Annotated in this window: 17 protein-coding genes and 2 tRNA genes; 9 read left to right on the top strand and 10 right to left on the bottom strand. The window is 40.4% G+C overall.

Going from position 1 to position 18,438, the window contains the following annotated elements; genetic code table 11:
• Window positions 1–2: 2 nt before the first annotated feature.
• A complete protein-coding gene (locus AWN68_RS05065) occupies window positions 3–683 on the top strand; it encodes a Crp/Fnr family transcriptional regulator (RefSeq protein WP_062590566.1) in 681 nt (226 codons plus the stop codon).
• A 133-nt stretch (window positions 684–816) separates the two neighbouring features.
• Here the strand turns inward: AWN68_RS05065 and AWN68_RS05060 are convergent, their stop codons facing one another.
• The 5 genes from AWN68_RS05060 to acs all read right to left on the bottom strand — a co-directional run bounded on the left by AWN68_RS05060 (window position 817) and on the right by acs (window position 7,216).
• A complete protein-coding gene (locus AWN68_RS05060) occupies window positions 817–2,265 on the bottom strand; it encodes an ATP-binding protein (RefSeq protein ID WP_068412306.1) in 1,449 nt (482 codons plus the stop codon).
• Window positions 2,266–2,353: 88 nt separating this feature from the next.
• Entirely contained in the window at window positions 2,354–3,022 is a 669-nt protein-coding gene (locus AWN68_RS05055; RefSeq protein ID WP_068412303.1) for a DNA alkylation repair protein, read from the bottom strand.
• A 12-nt stretch (window positions 3,023–3,034) separates the two neighbouring features.
• The gene (locus AWN68_RS05050) at window positions 3,035–3,931 is read right to left on the bottom strand and encodes a cation diffusion facilitator family transporter (RefSeq protein WP_068412302.1); all 897 of its coding nucleotides are present in this window, start codon (window positions 3,929–3,931) and stop codon (window positions 3,035–3,037) included.
• Window positions 3,932–3,996: 65 nt separating this feature from the next.
• Complete coding sequence (locus tag AWN68_RS05045; protein WP_068412301.1) at window positions 3,997–5,205, bottom strand: DUF4221 family protein; 1,209 nt, start codon at window positions 5,203–5,205, stop codon at window positions 3,997–3,999.
• Window positions 5,206–5,317: 112 nt separating this feature from the next.
• Entirely contained in the window at window positions 5,318–7,216 is a 1,899-nt protein-coding gene (gene acs, locus AWN68_RS05040) for an acetate--CoA ligase (protein WP_068412300.1), read from the bottom strand.
• Window positions 7,217–7,317: 101 nt separating this feature from the next.
• Between acs and AWN68_RS05035 the strand changes: the two genes are divergently transcribed.
• Complete coding sequence (locus tag AWN68_RS05035; RefSeq protein WP_068412295.1) at window positions 7,318–7,794, top strand: YdeI/OmpD-associated family protein; 477 nt, start codon at window positions 7,318–7,320, stop codon at window positions 7,792–7,794.
• A gap of 1 nt (window position 7,795) precedes the next feature.
• Here the strand turns inward: AWN68_RS05035 and AWN68_RS05030 are convergent, their stop codons facing one another.
• The gene (locus AWN68_RS05030) at window positions 7,796–8,542 is read right to left on the bottom strand and encodes a ZIP family metal transporter (RefSeq protein ID WP_068412293.1); all 747 of its coding nucleotides are present in this window, start codon (window positions 8,540–8,542) and stop codon (window positions 7,796–7,798) included.
• An 85-nt stretch (window positions 8,543–8,627) separates the two neighbouring features.
• Window positions 8,628–9,653, bottom strand: a complete 1,026-nt coding sequence (locus tag AWN68_RS05025; RefSeq protein ID WP_068412292.1) for an FAD:protein FMN transferase — start codon at window positions 9,651–9,653, stop codon at window positions 8,628–8,630.
• 113 nt (window positions 9,654–9,766) lie between these two features.
• On the opposite strand from AWN68_RS05025, the gene ruvB reads away from it, so the two are divergent.
• Both ruvB and queG read left to right on the top strand, forming a co-directional pair.
• On the top strand, window positions 9,767–10,801 hold the full coding sequence (gene ruvB / locus AWN68_RS05020; protein WP_068412291.1) for a Holliday junction branch migration DNA helicase RuvB: 1,035 nt from the start codon (window positions 9,767–9,769) through the stop codon (window positions 10,799–10,801).
• A gap of 236 nt (window positions 10,802–11,037) precedes the next feature.
• Entirely contained in the window at window positions 11,038–11,967 is a 930-nt protein-coding gene (gene queG / locus AWN68_RS05015; RefSeq protein ID WP_068412290.1) for a tRNA epoxyqueuosine(34) reductase QueG, read from the top strand.
• Between the two features lie 41 nt (window positions 11,968–12,008).
• Here queG and AWN68_RS05010 read toward each other — a convergent pair whose 3' ends face one another.
• On the bottom strand, window positions 12,009–12,197 hold the full coding sequence (locus AWN68_RS05010; RefSeq protein ID WP_068412289.1) for a hypothetical protein: 189 nt from the start codon (window positions 12,195–12,197) through the stop codon (window positions 12,009–12,011).
• Between the two features lie 143 nt (window positions 12,198–12,340).
• On the opposite strand from AWN68_RS05010, the gene AWN68_RS05005 reads away from it, so the two are divergent.
• The 5 genes from AWN68_RS05005 (at window position 12,341) to pfkA (ending at window position 17,981) form a co-directional block, all read left to right on the top strand.
• Window positions 12,341–13,789, top strand: coding sequence for a BatD family protein (locus AWN68_RS05005; protein WP_068412286.1), 1,449 nt, complete (start codon window positions 12,341–12,343; stop codon window positions 13,787–13,789).
• Entirely contained in the window at window positions 13,790–14,866 is a 1,077-nt protein-coding gene (aroC, locus tag AWN68_RS05000) for a chorismate synthase (RefSeq protein WP_068412283.1), read from the top strand.
• 16 nt (window positions 14,867–14,882) lie between these two features.
• The gene (locus tag AWN68_RS04995) at window positions 14,883–16,280 is read left to right on the top strand and encodes a dicarboxylate/amino acid:cation symporter (protein ID WP_068412281.1); all 1,398 of its coding nucleotides are present in this window, start codon (window positions 14,883–14,885) and stop codon (window positions 16,278–16,280) included.
• Window positions 16,281–16,328: 48 nt separating this feature from the next.
• Window positions 16,329–16,898: a NifU family protein gene (locus AWN68_RS04990; RefSeq protein WP_068412280.1), complete on the top strand. Its 570-nt coding sequence runs from the start codon at window positions 16,329–16,331 to the stop codon at window positions 16,896–16,898.
• Window positions 16,899–16,988: 90 nt separating this feature from the next.
• Window positions 16,989–17,981 (top strand): 6-phosphofructokinase, encoded by a 993-nt coding sequence (pfkA, locus tag AWN68_RS04985; protein WP_394330274.1) that lies wholly within the window; start codon window positions 16,989–16,991, stop codon window positions 17,979–17,981.
• Between the two features lie 287 nt (window positions 17,982–18,268).
• Here pfkA and AWN68_RS04980 read toward each other — a convergent pair.
• Together AWN68_RS04980 and AWN68_RS04975 are read right to left on the bottom strand one after the other, a co-directional pair.
• Window positions 18,269–18,340, bottom strand: a tRNA-Glu gene (locus AWN68_RS04980).
• A gap of 10 nt (window positions 18,341–18,350) precedes the next feature.
• Window positions 18,351–18,435, bottom strand: a tRNA-Ser gene (locus tag AWN68_RS04975).
• Between the last annotated feature and the right edge of the window lie 3 nt (window positions 18,436–18,438).

Raw genomic sequence — 18,438 nt, 5'->3', positions numbered from 1 at the left:
CAATGCAAAGAGAAATTAAGTACTGGTATTTGAGGAACTACGACCTTTTCTCAAACCTCACAAAAGAACAAATCAATGACCTTTGTGGTATTTCTAAATTCGTAAGAATGAAGAAAGGCCACACCATTTACTTTGCTAGCGATGAGGTGAAACGCGTTTACTTTCTCATTAACGGGAAAATAAAAATCAGCGAAATGGACCAGTCGGGCAATGAAATGATCAAGGACATTTTGCTTACTGGCGACCTGTTTGGCGAAATCTCTTTCAATATGCTTACGCTCAGTCATGAGTATGCCGAAATACTCTCTAGCGAAGTAATTCTCTGCACTTTTACCATGGACGAGTTTGAAGAGTTGATGCACAAACACCCAATGCTGTGCTTAAACTTCACCAAAAAGATCGGGGATAAGCTGCGCAAACTCGAGCATCGACATGCCAATTTGGTGTTTAAAGATGTAAAAGAAAGGCTCAAAGACTTCCTTAAAATGTGGGCGATCAATGAAGGCAAAGACACTCCCGAAGGTGTGTTGATTAAAAACTACTTAACCCATAATGAAATCGCCAGTTTGATCAGCTCTTCTCGCCAAACCGTAACCACCATTATCAACGAACTCAAAGAAGAAGGAGCATTGTCCTACTCTCGCAGTCAAATTGTTATTCCGAATATTGCGGTGTTGAGTTAGGAGAGTGTAGTCTAAGGAAGTAACCAATAGTCTTGACAGAAACAAGTTTTAGAACTCGATCACATAAAAAGGACACTTTTAGGGCTGTTTGAAAGTGGTTTCATTACACTCAGTCACATAGGCGTTACTTAAGTCAAGCCCAGAATGGAACGTATTTAGCGTGTTTTTTTGAGCTACTATCTGGATCATAATCTTTCACCAAGCCAGATTTAATCGTCTCCGATATTATTCTAGATGCTATGGAATAATTCTTTTCATCAATCCCAAACCGTTCACGGAGTGTTTGATTTGTCATGTATTCTCCGGATACAATTTTTAAGCAGCTGTGCATATAACATGCTCTAATTTTATCCTCTTTATCCATTTGACGTAATGTCTTATAGGAGTACAGAATGATTCTTGTATAGTTCTCTCCTTCGATGATTTTTGGAGCAGGGAGTTGGAAAAATTCACATTCAAATAACACCTTATCTATTCCGCTTCCTCTTTCTTCACATATATTCAACCTCCTCATAAATTGGGCTAATCTTTCATTTCTTGATTGAGGGTTATGATCTACGAATCTGAGTGTATTAATTAATGGTTTGCCAGGGTTAGAGATCTCAATCCTGTCCGAAAATAATTCTACCATTGGGCCAGTACCTCTTTCTCTAAAATCTTGATGAATGATTACATTCGCTACGAGTTCCCTAATAGCCAACTTGGGGTACATTTTTACTTCTTTTCTTAAGGCGTTATCTATTATTTCATTGGATGGTAGTTGATCATCTATATAGTTTACTAAACCTTCAAAACCCACAGCATAACCTTTTTTTCCAGTTTGTTCTTTTATGGTTTTTCTTTTATTCTTCCCATCGTATATAATAACTCTGACAGCCTTTCTCTCAAGAGTTTCAAAGTGTTCTACTTCCTTTGCAAATAATATGGCTCCGAGATTTGTGATAGCATATTTAGAGCCCTCCTTCTGAATAAGTTTTTCATTTATTAGCTTTTCAACAATCCCACTTTTATTCGAAGGAAGGGGAAGATTCATTAAGTCGAAGTATGATGGATAATCCAAAAGCTTTAATACTTGATCTATGTCTAAATTATCTTCTGCTATTTCATTCTCAAATTGAACAACAGGCCTCTTAGTCCAAATCAATCTTTCTTTCTCAGGATTATCAGAGAGTTTTTGTTTGTAAGAACCAACCCTTACAAAAGCAGTTCCTTGAAATGAAACGGGTGTATTGGTTGTTGCTTTTATTCGGAATATGACAACACCCCCATCGGCATGATTAATCTTGAATACTTCAAAGTGAACTCTAGGGCTCAAAACTCTATTAATCCATGGAACTAAGTCTTCGTTGCCCTTTGCCTTCTTATTAGGATTAAAATTTGTGCCAACAACTCTGTGAGTTTTATCGTCAATACCGAAAATAATATACCCATACGGTTTGTCATGAATACATGCTGAATTTGATAATGCTGAAATATATTCTCCAAGTTCAGCATCATTGTTAATCTTGAATTCAAGCCATTCCGTTTCACTGGGAAATGAACGCAACTCACTCAATAGAATATTCAACTCTCGATCAGTCATAAATCATATAAGAAGTGTGGTTTCTAGATCAATATAGCTATTATTGTTAAGCTTAGTCACATAACCGTCACATAAGAATTTTTGGTTTTCATTTTATCAATCTCAGCGCTTCCTTTTTGCTCAATGGGCTAAGTTGTGTGTTTGACACAAATGCAATTACCCATTCAGGGTTGGTTCTGCTGTATTCTCGTAATACCCAGCCAATGGCTTTATTGATAAAGAATTCTTTTGAGCCCAACAATGCGTTTATGGTAGTACTTAGTATTTCGGTGTCAATATCGGCCTTGTACTTTAATTGGAATAATAGCGCACAGCGTTGCAGCCAAATGTTTCTGGACTTGAGCCATTTGTCTACTTGGGGTTGTCTTTCTTCTGGATAAAGCTTGAAATAGGCTCCCATAAGTTTATAAGCAATAAAATCTACAGTGTCCCACCATGATTTGTGGGTTGCCATATATTCAAGCAACTGGATGTCTTCTCTCTCAAATTGCTTCACATATTTGAAGACAAGCTCTTGTCCAAAGAGTTGATAATCCCTTTGAGGTTTTTCCCAAAGGCTCTTTACAATTAGGTGTAAGTCTCTTTTAGCGGGAAGGTATTCTTTGGCTAAAAATGGTTTTTGAATCTCTCTTCTGTCCTGAGTTTTGATTCCATAGAACTCAAACTGGTTTCGCAAATAAGCCTTTTGTTCCGAAGCGATTTTCAGATTTTCCTTGGCTTTGAACTCAGCTTCTAATGTGTTGATGTACTGTGTCATGTTGGATTCATTCTAACCTAACATCCCCCCACAATGCTCATCTTTCCCTTCAAATTCAAAGGTGGCGTGGTCGATGTGTTCTTCTTTAAGCAAGGATTTGGCTTTTGATTTTATGCTGGCCATTTCGTCCATAGAAATTTCCTTTTCAATGACAAGGTGTGCAGAAAGTACATTGTATTCTCCGTCCATCGACCATACATGGCAATCGTGAACACCCGTAATTTCAGGAATAGAAAGTAAGGTTTTGTGAATTTGCTCAATGTCCACCTCATTGGGTTTGGCCTGAAGAATAATGAATGTGCTCTTTTTAAGATTTCGGAAGGCATTGTAAATGATATACATCGCAATGAGTAGCGATAGAATTGGGTCGATAATGGGCAAGTCCCAAAACATCATCACCAAGCTACCGATGAGCACAGCCACCCAGCCTAACACATCTTCCATTAAATGGAGAGAAATGACTTCTTCATTGATGGAAGAACCTTTTTTGAGTTTCAGCACGGCCGCTCCATTGACGATTACTCCAAAAATGGCCAGGTACATCATGCCTTTTGCGTCTACTGTTTCGGGGGCGAATAATGCTGGAATGGCTTTGCTAAGTATAATACCAGAGCCCACCAACAGCACTACAGAATTGATGATAGCACCTAGTAGGGAAAAGCGCTTGTAACCGTAAGAGAATTTCTTGTCACGGCCTTTTTGAGAAAGTTTTTGGAAGTACCATGACAGTCCAATGCTGAGGCTATCGCCTAAATCGTGAAGGGCATCGGAAAGAATGGCCAAACTGCCGGTATAGATTCCGCCAACAATTTCGACAATCGTGAAAAATAGATTTAGGAAGAAGGCAACGCGTAAGTTACCCGTTCCATGATGATGGTGGTGATGTCCGTGATGATGATCGTGCCCCATGCCCAAATGTACAAGACAAAACCATGCAACAGGGCTTCAAGAAGACTTTGGTTTGTGGGCCGAATTTATTTAGTCACTTTAAAAAACCTAAACTGAACCTGATCTTCGTTTTGTTGGTCTTTCACCCGAAAGAAAATGCCTTCATTGCTGACAAAGAGATTACGGTCTATGTCGATTTCCTCAATTGGCAGTTCATGGTAGCTCAATTCTTCTGTTTCAGTGTCAATTACAATAAGGGTTGTTCCAATTGAGCTAGGGATAGGTTTTTCATTGCTGTCAACAAATTTTGGTTTAGCACCATGATAAAGTACCCTGTATACATACCGACCATTAGGAGACATTAGCATTTGTTTGTAATAAGCTGGCTGCTTTGGGTTTTCATGAATACTCATTCCTCCTTCAAAGTACTCTGCTATACTGATAGTTGCGTAATCAGTATAATCAGCAATCTCTATTTTAGGAACACCCGCATAGATTGCTTTAACCAATTCTCCTTTATTAAAAATATAAAGACTATCAGAAATTGAAGTGCTACTATAGAGATGATTTTTATTGCGGTTAAAGAATCGAAAAATATTGGAGTTCCACTCGCGCCTTTTTTTTGCTTCTTCCTGTACTTTTAATACCGCATCAAAATTGTTGATTATCTCTTCTGTTTGAACAAACTCCTTGATGATGGAGTCCTTCTCAAAATCATAAATTGCGTATTCATAACTTTTGCTATTTCTACGTATTTGAGAAATCACCATTTCTATTTGGCCATTTTTAAAATATGAATCTTGGTTGAAGCGGTAGCTTTTTGAATCAGGGCTTACCATAACAACTCCATTTTTATGCCTAGCGCCCTTGCTTTTCTTTGTAAGTACTTCTGCATTACTGTTGATTAGGTAGATACCAATTGAGCTATCTATAAAAATTGAATCTATGGTATGTATGAAGAATTTGCTAGCGCTTTTTACTGCGTTAGGACCATCTTTTTCCATGCTAATTTTTTTGAAAAGGTCATTAGTCACATGGTCATACAAGTAAATGGAGTGAGTTTTATAGTCATAGAATGTGATGTATTCCTTGTTATCAATGGAGGCTAATTTGAGAGCTGTTAAACCTTCAAAATTGACCCCGTCTTCAAGATCCAAAGTCTTAATTCCACCGTCAGTAATGGTTAGGGTTTGAGTTGTGCGGCTTTCATTGGTGCCCTTCTTTTCCTGCTGGCATGAAAACAGGGTAAGAAAACAGGCTGATAAAAGTAGTATCGTATGACTTGATTTATACATTGGGTTTGTTTGAACTATTAATTTATTTAAAATAAATCTAGACACAATCATTCTGTGAAATTCTTAACCAAGGATTTCATTCTTAACTAATACACTGATCCCTGATTTCTGTTTACTTATTCGCCCCTTCCTTAATTACTTCTACCACTTCTGGGTTGAACAGCGTTGAGATATCTCCTAAGTTAGCACCGTCACCCGAGGCTATCTTTCTCAGGATTCTACGCATAATTTTGCCCGATCGAGTTTTAGGTAAGCCTGGTACAATCTGTACCTTGTCAGGCCTAGCAATTGGTCCAATAATTTTGGTAACCGTCTCTTTGATTTCCTTGATCAATCCTTCCTCAGATCGGCCTTCCATATCGCAAATCACAAAGGCGTAAATCCCTTGTCCTTTAATATCGTGCGGATAACCTACCACGGCAGACTCAATGACTTTTGGATGCTCGTTAATGGCATTTTCAACTTCGGCCGTGCCCATTCTATGTCCAGAAACATTAATCACATCGTCCACTCGACCTAGAATTCTGTAGTAGCCATCTTCATCTCTTTTAACACCATCGCCAGTAAAGTAATGGTTAGGGAAAGTAGAGAAGTAAGTTTGCTTGCAGCGGTCGTGGTCGCCATAAGTGGTGCGAAGCATAGAGGGCCAAGGGAACTTGATGCAAAGATTTCCTTCTACTGAATTGCCTTTTAGTTCGTTTCCTTCATTGTCTAAAATCACGAGTTGAACTCCCGGTAGTGGTAAAGTGGCATAAGCGGGCTTGGTTGGTGTAACTCCTGCCAAAGGCGAAATCATAATTCCACCCGTTTCGGTTTGCCACCAGGTATCTACGATTGGGCATTTCCCTTTTCCTATGTGGTCATGATACCAATGCCAAGCCTCTTCGTTGATAGGTTCACCTACAGAACCCAACACTTTTAATGAATCTAGTTTATATGGTTCAATCGGTTCGGTGCCATAGGCTTGCAAAGCCCTGATGGCTGTTGGCGCAGTATAAAACTGATTGACTTGATGTTTGTCGCAAATGGCCCAGAATCGGCCGGCATCAGGAAAAGTAGGCACACCTTCGAACATGATGGAAGTAGCACCTGCCAATAACGGCCCATATACAATGTAAGAGTGGCCTGTGATCCAGCCGACATCGGCTGTGCACCAATAGACATCGCCTTGGTTGTATTGAAACACATTTTGAAAAGAATAGGCGGTGTAGATCATATAGCCACCGCAGGTGTGCACCACACCTTTGGGCTGTCCTGTCGAGCCAGAAGTATAGAGGATGAAGAGCATGTCTTCCGAATCCATTTCCTCTGCCTTGTTTTCGGAAGAAACGCCTTCAATGGCATCGTGCCACCAAATGTCTCGGCCTTCAGTCATCTCAACCTGCTGCCCAGTTCTTTTTAAACTAATTACGGTTTCAACAGAATCGCACTTTTCCAAAGCTTCGTCCACCACATCTTTCACAGGAATCTGTTTGTTGCCTCTGAAGTTACCATCCGATGTAATGACCATTTTGGCTTGGCAGTCATTAATACGGTCGCTTAACGCATTGGCCGAGAAGCCAGCAAATACAATGGAATGAACAGCACCCACCCGCGCACAAGCCAACATAGCAATGGCGGCTTCTGGTACCATGGGCATATAAATAATTACACGGTCGCCTTTACCAACTCCTTTGGCCTTTATGGCGTTGGCAAACTGGCATACCTTGGCGTGAAGTTCTTTATAGGTGAGGGTGATGTGCTCTTCGTTGGGGTCATTCGGTTCCCAAATAATGGCCGCTTGGTCGCCTCGGGTATAAAGGTGACGGTCTAAAATATTCTCGGTAATATTCAGCTTTCCATTTACGAACCATTTTACGTCTGGCGTTTCAAAATTCCATTCCACAACCTTATCCCATTTTTTCCTCCAATGGAAAGAATCGGCAATTCTTGCCCAAAAAGACTCTGGATCTTGAACACTCTTTTGGTATTCGTGCATATAACCGCTAAGGCTGTGGATTCTGTCGCTCATGATTGCTGAATTTACAGCCCATTTTAATCATTTATGCGCTTAACTGAAAGAGGTTTTCTATTCTAGTTGCGGAATTGTAGATTTGGTGAAAGCCGTAAATCATGAGCGAAAAAATTTATGAGTTCGAAGCTGTCATCCAAAATGGAGGAGAGAAATGGCCAGAAGCGGCCTGTATTTCACTTCCATTTAGTGTGGAAGAAGAGTTTGGCACGAAAGGTCAAGTGAAGGTGAAGGCCACTTTTGATGGAGAGCCATATCGCGGATCTATCGCCAATATGGGTACTGGCCATATTTTGATTTTAAGGAATGATGTTAGGGCTGCTATTGGTAAAGGTCATGGAGATACAGTCACTGTAACCGTTCAAAAGGATACCGAAAAAAGAGTGGTTGAAGTACCTGAGGCATTGAAAGCCGAATTCAAAGTTTACCCCAAAGCCGAAGCTTTTTATAATTCGCTCTCCTATACCAACCGTAAAGAATACGCCCGATGGATTGATACAGCAAAACGTGAAGAAACGAAAGCCAAGCGTTTACAAAAGACAATTGAAATGCTCTTGACTGGGGTGAAGCATCCGTAAATTAAATCATCAACTGCGCCAAAACTGCTGCTCCCGCACCCACCAAAGAAACCGAAAATCTTTTCCAGTCAAGTTTGTGATGTGGGTCACTTTCTATAAAAATAGTGGTCGAAATTTGAAGGAAACTACCAGCGACTACCGCAAAGAAAATGATCAAGTATTTCTCGGGCAATAAGTTGGAATGGCTAAAATACTCAGAGGTAATTAAACCCAAAGGAGAACTGATGGCAAAGATGAACAGCAAACCAAAAGCCTTGTACTTGTTTTTAAGTTGAGCTACCAATAATGCCATTAACGCCAATGAGGCCGGTATTTTGTGCATTACAATACCAAGTAATATTTTAGGAGAACTGCCATGGCTATACACTGAATCCGGGGTGTGGTTAGAGTGCAACGAATCCGTTAGAATAGAACCTTCTAAAAAGGAATGAAGGACAAGGGCAATCAATAAATAAGTGACAGGTACTTTGGTATGAACATGGATATGTCCATGCTCCACTCCGCTGGAAAAATTTTCTAATATTTTCTGAATAAAGAACCCAATAAGGATATATAGACCAAGATTGAATGGATCTTCTCCACTCATAAATAAATCTGGGATAAGGTGAATTACAGTTACAGAAAACAAGTAAGCACCAGCAAAAACAAGAAAATAGCGAATTTTAGTGTCGCTAAAAGTTGCATTCCCTAAAATGAACAGGCCTGGAACAAGTGCGCAGAGCAGTAAAATGGTGACGTTTATCAGCAAACCTAAAAATCGTTAATGCAACAACATTGCAAATATGATAAAGAAAATCGAATTTTCATTGAAATAGTTCCGCGAGGCCGGCTACTTATTGTTCGTTTATGGTTTTTCCCTTTAGGCCAGGGGAGATATAGGTTTGCGTATTTCCATCTTGGTCAGAATAAATAAAGTAGGCTTCCAAGCTTGAGTTACTTTCTACCATTGCTTTCGCTTTGTCTAATCCCATGGCCATTGATGCGGTAGCATAAGCATCGGCATACATGCAGGTAGGGGCGACTATGGTTGCGCTCAAAAGCGTGATCATTTTAGGGTAACCCGTTTTTGGGTCAATGGTATGGGCTACTTTTTTCCCGTCTACAATTTTATAATTACGATAGTTTCCTGAAGTGGCCATTCCATGGTCTTCCAATTGAATGGCATCGAAAACACCACCAACTCGATTTTCATCGGGTACCTCAATTCCAATCGTCCAAGTTTCACCAATGTCGTTTTTTCCTTTCGCTCGCACTTCGCCACCAATTTCAACCATGAAGTTTTGGATTCCTTGCTTCATTAAATATTCTGCAACAACATCAATCGCTTGCCCCTTGGCTATGGCTGAAAAGTTAAGCTTCAGTTCTGGAATGGTTTTGAATACTTCTTCGCTAGTGAAACTCACTTTTTCAAAGCCTACATATTTCAATACTGAATCTACTTGGCCGCTGTCCAAAGTAACACTTTTGCCATCACCAAAACCCCAAGCATCTACCAATGGGCCAACGGTTGGGTCGAAATAGCCTCCGGATGCTTTATACACTTCCTGGCTGGCGATGAGTACTTCTGAAAAGTAGGGGAAGCTGAAAGTCACCTTTCCATCTTTATTAAAGGTTGAAATTTCAGAATCAGGGATGTAAGTAGAAAGGGATTGATTGAAGTCTATTAAAAGTGAATCAATTTCCTTTTTGAAGTTTCTGAGGTCTTCGTCAATATACTTTATGTTGTAAGCAATAACGCCCATTGTGGTACCTTGAACCAATACCATTTTTGGTTTTTGACTCTCGCGGTATTTCCAAACCACAAAAATTGCAATTACTAACACGAGTAGGTATATTCTAGACCTTTGATTCTTGTCCATTGTCTCAAAATTTGAGCAAAGATAATGAGTGCTTTTCCTTGATGTAAGGTTAAAGAGTAAAAGATTGATTAAGTGAAAAAAACTAACTGCTATCTTAGCAAAAAGATTGGTGAATGCGCGAAGACTATTTAAATGCTGAAGATGAAAATCTCAACCCTGAAGAAAAGGATATTGAGCGAGCACTGAGGCCGCTGAGTTTTGAAGATTTTACGGGACAGCACAAAATTGTTGAGAACTTAAAAATATTCGTTTTGGCAGCCAAGGGACGGTCAGAGCCTTTGGATCATGTGTTGTTACATGGACCCCCAGGCTTGGGTAAAACCACCCTGTCTCACATTATCGCCAATGAGCTTAAGTCTGACTTAAAGATTACTTCTGGCCCTGTGCTTGATAAACCTGGCGATTTGGCCGGTTTACTGACCAATTTGGAGCATGGTGATGTGCTTTTTATCGATGAAATCCACAGGCTGAATCCAATTGTGGAAGAATACCTGTATTCCGCTATGGAAGATTACCGCATCGACATCATGCTTGATTCGGGGCCAAATGCGCGTTCAGTTCAAATTTCATTGGAACCATTTACTTTAATTGGAGCCACCACAAGGTCGGGTTTATTGACATCACCATTACGTGCGCGTTTCGGGATCAATGCCAGACTGGAATATTACGATGCGAAACTACTGACCACCATTGTCCAACGATCGGCCGAAATATTGAATACGCCTATTGATGATGATGCGGCCTATGAAATTGCCCGAAGAAGCAGAGGAACTCCACGTATTGCGAACAACCTTCTACGCAGAACAAGGGATTTTGCTCAAATAAAAGGGACTGGAACCATCACCAAAGCCATAAGCGAAATGGCATTGAACGCTTTGGATGTTGATTCGCATGGGTTGGATGAAATGGACAATCGTATTTTGCTCACTATTATTGAGAAATTCAAAGGTGGACCAGTGGGTCTTTCTACCATTGCCACAGCAGTGGGTGAGGAGGCCGAAACCATAGAAGAAGTTTACGAGCCATTTTTGATTCAAGAAGGCTATCTTAAGCGTACCTCCCGCGGCCGCGAAGCAACAGAATTGGCCTATAAACATTTAAGTATTAAACCTCCTGGTGGGCAAACAGGTAGTTTGTTTGATGCTTAGTTAGGATTTATGGTGTCTTAACAACACACCCCTAGCCCCTCTCGAGAGGGGAATGGTTTCGAGGTGATATTAAGGTTTTGGAGCAAAAGGCGATTGATTGTTTTGTGGAAAAGCCTGACTTAAACTAACAAAGTATTCCCTCCTTTCTCTTGCGCCCGAAGCCTAAGGAGCAGAGGAGGGTAGGGAGGTGACAATACGCTAGAGGTAACCGCATAAAAATTCAACACATAAAACATTTGCAAAACATTTCAAAAAATACTGCCATAATCAAGCAAACGGCCCATAAACTAGGCTTTGATTTCTGTGGTATTTCCAAAGCAGAGTTTTTGGCTGATGAAGCCCCGCGCTTGGAGGCATGGTTAAAGAGGGGCAATCATGGAGAAATGAGTTATATGGAAAACCATTTCGATAAACGGCTTGACCCAAGTAAACTGGTGCCTGGTGCTAAATCTGTTGTTTCATTACTCTACAATTACTATCCAGAAAAGGATTTGTCCGAAGAACATCCAGCGCATTTGAAACTGGCTAAGTACGCTTATGGAGAGGATTACCACTTTGTGATTAAAGATCGGCTGAAAACCTTCATGTCAGTTTTAAAGGAAGAAATTGGCGAAGTGGAGGGGCGCGTGTTTGTGGATTCGGCTCCCGTAATGGAACGCCAATGGGCGGCTAAAAGTGGTTTGGGTTGGTTGGGGAAAAACACGCTGCTGATTAATAAAGGGCAAGGCAGCTACTTCTTTTTAGCCGAACTAATTATTGATTTAGAACTTGAGCCCGATGGCCCAATTAAGGACTATTGTGGCACCTGCACCCGTTGTATAGACGCTTGTCCGACAGATGCCATTACACCTTATGAAGTAAACGCGAACAAGTGCATTTCTTACCTGACCATTGAACTTAAGGATCAGATTCCAGATAGTTTTCAAGGCAAAATGGGCAACTGGATTTTCGGTTGCGATATCTGCCAAGAGGTTTGTCCTTGGAATCGCTTCTCAAAACCCCATTCAGAGGCTGCCTTTCGTCCTAAAAATGAGCTATTAGAATTATTTAACAATAATTGGCAAGATTTAACGGAGGAGGTTTTTAGGGTTGTTTTTAAGGGTTCAGCAGTAAAAAGAACAAAGATTGAAGGGTTAAAAAGGAATATAAAAATGGCAAAAAAATAGCCCATTGCTAAGGCGGCAACGGGCGGTGTGATTAAATGATTTTATCCTGCGAGTAAAAACTGTTCTTCGAGAACATTTCCGTATAAGTGCCCAAATTTTGCATAGCACCAACGTTTTAATTCTTCTAATTCTTCTCCGATGACGGAGTGAATAGCCTTTCTCAACTCTTTTTCAAATAGCTTCTTATCGAAGCTCACCTTCGCGAGGATCGTTTTGAAATATTCCAACATGTCAAGATCGTTTAATTGGTTATAAATCTATTGTGCCTTTCGCACATAATCACGAACGAAGCGATTAGGATTTAGTTACCCCAAAAATTTAAATTATATTTAAAACCTCTTCGTTTGAGGAGAAGCGAATATAATAAATTGACATGAGAATTACCAGTTCAAAATTCATTCTTGTCGCCTGTCTCATATGCTTTGGTTGGGTGGCAAAAGCACAATCAACTTCTATTGAATTAGGGCCAGACGAAGTAGGCCTCAATCAGCTTTTTACGATTAAGGTAACCGTGTTGGATGGTAAACTGAAATCGTATACAGATTTTCCAAATATTGATGGGTTTGCCAAAAGAGGAACCTCTTCTAGTAGCAGTACCAATATAATAAACGGGCAGGTGAGTTCCTCTCAGAGTATTATTCAGCGCTACCTTCCTTTAGAAGAGGGTACGTATCAATTAGAGGATTTTACTATTGATGTGAATGGAGTAGCGATCTCCTCAAAAGGAAAGAAAATTAAGATTACTCCTCCGGTTGAAACCAGAAGAAATAGTAATAGAACAACATACGGCCATAATACCTTTGATAACCTGTTTGGAGAAGAAAAGGACCCTGAATTTGTGGAGGTGAAAGAAGATGCGTTTTTAGCTCTAACTACAGATAAGGACGAAGTTTATGTGGGAGAAGGCTTTACAGCGACTTTTGCCTTTTATGTAGCTGAAGATAATAGAGCACCTTTGCAATTTAATGACCCTGGTACTCAATTGTCGGAAGTACTTAAAACCCTGCGCCCTACCAATAGCTGGGAAGAGAATTTTAATATTGAGAGCATTACTGGGGAAAAGGTAAATGTTGGTGGAAAGGGATATATTAGGTATAAAATTTATAGAGCCACTTATTTTCCGCTCAACCTTGATCCGATAGTTTTCCCTTCTGTGCCATTTGAAATGATTAAGTACCAAGTGGCCAAATCTCCTTCGTTTTTTGGGAGAGATAGAAAAGAGGACTTTAAAACCTTCTACTCTAAGGAGAAGACAGTGAAGGTGAAAGCTTTGCCCCCTCACCCTCTTAAAGATGCTGTTGCCGTTGGTGAGTTCTTTTTAGATGAAAAAATGAGCAAGAAAAAGCTCGAAACTGGCGGTAGCTTTGAGTATTCCTTTGGAATTTATGGAGAAGGGAATATTTCTGGAATTAGTGGACCGAAAATTCCTGACAATAAATCCATTGAATTTTACCCTCCAGATGTGAGTCAAGATATAAACCGTAATAATAGCAAAGTAACGGGGTCGAAAAAATTCACCTACTATGGTTTGCCAAACGAACCCGGTGAGTATAATATGGAGGACTATTTCAGTTGGGTGTACTTCAATCCGAAAACAGCGAAATATGATACCCTTAAATCTGAAGTGAAATTTGAGGTAACAGGAGAAAGCAAAAAGAACATCTCAATTTCTTCGGTTGATTTGGGTTCATTTTATGACTCCATTGAGGATAAATCAAATAATTTAGAAAGTTTGACCGAAGATAAGACCATGCAAGTCCTTGCCAATATTTTAATATTGGCTATGTTCGCAGGCGCGGGTTTCATCTACTTTAAAAAATAAATGGGCAATACTTTCGGTAATCTTTTCAGAATCCATACCTACGGTGAATCTCACGGAAAGGCCTTGGGTGTAATCATTGATGGCTGCCCAGCGGGTTTGCTTATTGATGAAGCATTTATTCAGTCAGAACTTGACAGGAGAAAACCTGGACAGTCAAAAATTACGACACAACGTAAAGAAGCAGACGAGTTTGAAATTGTATCCGGTGTTTTTGAAGGGAAGTCTACTGGAACACCGATTAGTATTATCATCCGAAATCAAGATCAGAAGAGCAAAGACTACTCTCATATAGCAGATAAATTCCGTCCATCGCATGCCGATTATACTTTTCAGACAAAGTATGGCATTCGTGATTATAGAGGTGGAGGAAGAAGCTCTGCAAGAGAAACAGTTGCCAGGGTTGCGGCTGGAGCCGTTGCCAAGATCTTCCTCAGACATCATAAGATTTCATTTTATGCTTATGTATCTCAAGTAGGGAGCTTGAAACTGGATAAAGACTATACTCAGCTCGACCTTACAAAAACCGAAGACAACATTCTTCGTTGCCCCGATGCAGAAATGGCCGAGAAAATGATTGAGTTAATTGACCAAACTCGTAAAAACCGTGATACCATTGGTGGAATTGTTACTGGGGTAATTCAGGGTGTTCCAGCTGGTTTGGGAGAGCCGGTTTTCGATAAACTTCATGCCGAAATTGGCAAAGCCATGCTATCTATTAATGCGGTAAAAGGCTTTGAGTATGGGAGTGGTTTTGAAGGTATAAAATTGAATGGATCGGAACATAACGATGCCTTTTATATGGACAATAACGTGGTGAAAACCAGAACTAACTACTCTGGCGGCATACAGGGTGGCATATCTAATGGACAAGATATCTACTTCAATGTAGCCTTTAAGCCCGTTGCCACAATCATGACTGATCAAGAGAGCATCAATGAAGATGGAGGTACTGTTACCGTTGAGGGTAAAGGTCGCCATGATCCTTGTGTGGTACCACGTGCGGTGCCTATTGTTGAAGCAATGGCCGCTTTGGTAATTGCTGATTATTTGCTAATTAGCGTGACTAATCGAATTTAGACTATCCCCGTTTTATATGAAAAAGCTTCCTCTTCATGTCAAAATAATGATTGGCCTTTTGGCTGGTGTTATATGGGCATTTATATCAAGTGCTTTAGGCTGGAATGAATTTACCACGAATTGGATCGATCCTTTCGGGCAGATTTTTATTAGAATGTTGAAATACATCGCTGTACCATTGGTGTTGTTTTCAATCATTGGTGGTATTTCTGGTTTAAAAGACATGTCTAAATTAGGCCGAATGGGTGGTAAAACGCTTTCGTTCTACCTAGTAACCACTGTTTTTGCCGTAGGTATTGGTCTAGTGTTAGTGAACGTAATTAGGCCTGGGGATTTTATAGATGAAGAGCAAAGAATTAAGAACCGTCTACAGTATGAAGAATGGGTTTCAGCTACAGATGGAGTTGAAATTTTGGATGGAAAGCATTACTTAGATGACCCTAAGTATAATGGGCTTGATTTCCGACAGGAAATGACTGAAGCCGAAAAGAAACTAGTTGAGGAAAAGAAAGCAACCGCCTTAGAGAAGAAAGATGAAGGGCCGTTGTCATTTTTAGTTGATATGGTGCCTCAGAACATCATCTTATCCCTTTCCAATGATAAGTTAATGCTACAAGTAATATTCTTTGCGATATTCTTCGGGGTCTGTTTGGCCCTGGTGCCAGACGAAAAAGCAGTTGGTTTAAAGAGTTTCGTTGATGCAACCAACGAGGTGTTCCTTAAAATGGTAGACATCATTATGAAGTCTGCGCCATTCTTTGTTTTTGCCTTGCTTGCGGGGGTAATCTCCAAAATGGCGGATACACCAGGAGAGGTTTTGGAAATATTTAAAGGCCTCGCGTCTTATTCCGTAACGCTAGTATTAGGTCTGCTTTTCTTGATTTTTATATTCTACCCGCTTATTGTTAAGACTTTCGTTAAGAGTCTTACTTATAGAAAATTCTTTCAAAAGATCAGTCCGGCTCAATTCTTAGCCTTCTCAACCAGTTCTAGTGCAGCAACTTTGCCGGTGACTATGGAGTGTGTTGAAGATAATCTAGGGGTATCTAAAAACGTTTCGAGCTTTGTTTTGCCTATCGGAGCAACAGTTAATATGGATGGTACGAGTTTGTATCAAGCAGTAGCGGTTGTGTTTATGGCGCAAATGCACATGGTAGATTTATCTATAACACAACAGCTTACAATTGTCCTTACTGCTACTTTAGCTTCAATCGGTTCGGCAGCAGTGCCAAGCGCTGGTATCGTAATGATGGTAGTCGTACTTCAATCTGTTGGCTTGAATCCAGCATGGATCGCTATTATTTTCCCTGTAGATAGACCTTTAGATATGTTAAGAACGGTGGTGAATGTAACGGGTGATGCCACGGTAGCCACCTTAGTTGCTAAATCTGAAAACGAATTAAAGGAAGACTGAGAAACTTTTCGATTACCTTTGTAGTTCAAAAGGACTAGACAGTTAGATATGAAAGCGGTAAACATATACATGGAGGCTAACCCTAACCCAAATTCAATGAAATTTGTGGTGAATTTTATGCTTCTACAAGAGGGCGTTAGTTTTGATTATCCAGATATGGAGTCGGCAAAGGATTCTCCTTTGGCCCAAGAATTACTCAATATTCCTTCGGTTGAAAGAGTATTCTACATGAGTAACTTCATTACAGTGACTAAGTCTGAATCGGTTGAATGGCCGGAAATTCAGAACGAGGTTAAAAATGTAATTAAGCCATATTTGGAGAACGAGAAGCCTTTGATTCTTCAGGAGTTGGATAAAGATCCATTGTTTGATGAAAACGATTCTGAAGTAGTAAAACAAATCAAAGGTATTTTGGACGAATATATCCGCCCAGCAGTAGAACAAGACGGTGGAGCCATTGGCTTCGCTTCTTTCAATGATGGAGTGGTGAAGGTGAATCTTCAAGGTTCTTGCAGTGGCTGCCCAGCCTCAGCGGTTACCTTAAAGTCAGGTATTGAGAACTTACTAAAAAGAATGCTTCCTAATGATGTAAGAGAAGTAGTAGCTGAAGGAGTTTAAAAGAATTAAACATATTGAACTTATATTTAAGGTGATTCGAAAGGGTCACCTTTTTATTTGAGCATCACTTAGATTTAGAAACTCTATTGAATGAATAGTATGAAAGCCAACATCAAGAAAATTGCTGTTTTAACCTCAGGGGGCGATGCACCAGGAATGAACGCGGCTGTTAGGGCAGTTGTAAGGTCTAGTGTCTATTATAACCTCGATGTCTATGGATTCTATAAGGGTTATGATGGCCTTATTAATGGAGACATAGAGCAGCTTCAAGTGCGCTCAGTATCTAATATTCTAAGTCGTGGAGGCACGTTCCTACTTTCCGCTAGAAGTGATGAGTTCAGAACAAAAGAAGGGAGGGCCAAGGCCTATGAAAATTTCAAAGTAAATGATCTAGATGCCTTAGTGGTGATTGGTGGTGACGGTTCGTTCACTGGTGCCGATGTGTTTAGTCAGGAATATGATGTGCCTGTTTTAGGAATTCCAGGCACTATTGATAATGACTTGGCAGGAACAGACTTTACAATTGGGTATGATACGGCATGCAATACTGCTACTGAAGCTATTGATAAAATAAGAGATACAGCTTCTTCTCACGAAAGGCTGTTCTTCGTAGAAGTCATGGGGCGTGATGCTGGTTTTATTGCCGTAAATTCTGGAATAAGTGGTGGTGCCGTGGCGATGTTATTGCCAGAGCATAATTGGGGAATTGATGATTTGATCAGAAGACTTCAAAGAGGAGCCTCCAATCAAAAGGCTTCTAACATTGTAATTGTGGCAGAAGGCTGTAAGCTTGGTTCTGCTTATGAAATAGCAGCCAAAGTAAAAGCTCAGCTAGATTATTTTGATATTCGCGTTTCCGTTTTAGGGCATTTACAGCGAGGTGGTTCCCCTACTACTTCTGATAGGGTATTGGCCAGCCGTTTAGGCGTGGCTGCTGTTGAGGGCTTGTTAAATGGTGAATCAAATGTTATGGTTGGCGTGGTAAATAGTAACGTAGTCTATACGCCCATTAACGAAGCCGTTAAAACCATTAAGAAAATTGATGCTGACGAGTTTAGAATCGCTAAAATTCTTTCGATCTAGTTAAAAATAAACAATTACTCTTTGTCGAAAAGGCACAAAAAGATCTCAATCTAAGTTGCTCCAGGTTTTAATGTGGGTTTCCCGAAGTATTCAATATGAAGGGGTTAAAAACAAAAAAGCCCAGCATTTGCTGAGCTTTTTGAAGTAGTCCGTAGGAGGGCAATTCGTTAAGAATTCTTCCGCTGGAAGAATTTAGAATTGAGCCAGCTTGTAGGGAGGCTCCCCGGGATATTCAACATAAGGCAATTAAAACAAAAAAAGCCCAGCATTTGCTGAGCTTTTTGAAGTAGTCCGTAGGGGAATCGAACCCCTGTTGCTGAGATGAAAACCCAGTGTCCTAACCCCTAGACGAACGGACCCTTAATAGTGCAGAGGAGGAGGGATTCGAACCCCCGGTACCTCGCGGTACAACGGTTTTCAAGACCGCCGCATTCGACCACTCTGCCACTCCTCTGTG

It is taken from the genome of Roseivirga echinicomitans, assembly GCF_001592935.1.
Taxonomy (GTDB): domain Bacteria; phylum Bacteroidota; class Bacteroidia; order Cytophagales; family Cyclobacteriaceae; genus Roseivirga; species Roseivirga echinicomitans.
Note: the sequence above shows the minus strand (reverse complement) of the source record. Positions and strands in the feature narration are given on the sequence as shown.